Source organism: Treponema sp. R6D11 (genome assembly GCF_054786075.1).
In genome coordinates this window covers 1-484 of the sequence record NZ_BDHD01000709.1, presented here as the reverse complement: position 1 = coordinate 484, position 484 = coordinate 1, and the positions used below count along the sequence as shown (strand labels likewise).

Genomic DNA, 484 nt, shown 5'->3' with positions numbered 1-484 from the left:
TGTCGATAGAGATGGCGCTGAAGTCAGCAGGGGGGAATATATTCTTTACGATGGAGAAATAATATACTATCAATTTGTTCCAACACAAGTACCCAGCGTGAAAGGATATTATTTCCCTGACCATGACCCCCCTTACCTTACTGGTCCTGATAATGCGAGGTATTATTAGTCGTAAGAGTAAACGCAAACGTACCTTGCCCTGCAGGGTACGCTAGCGGTAGCGTATAGGTCGGTTCATGTAAAAAAATATAAAATCTTTTCCCTAAAGTCATGCAAAAACGCATATCCGCACTGACCATAACTGGTTTATCCGACTATAACGGTCAGTATGCTACTGCAAAAAACTCTTCTAGTGCAAATCCTTATCTTTTAGCCGGTCAAGAAATATATACGATTGGTAACTCAATAAAGGAAGGAGTACAAATCGCTGGCGGTTCCGTTACGTTAAAGGTCTGGAAATATGGAGATAAAGGAAATACAGTCT

1 protein-coding gene is annotated in these 484 nt (G+C 40.9%); it reads left to right on the top strand.

The annotated features are described in order from the left end of the window. Positions 1–270 precede the first annotated feature (270 nt). Positions 271–484: hypothetical protein (locus ACYVTD_RS15625; protein WP_461248619.1), on the top strand; the 214-nt coding region annotated here is incomplete at its 3' end.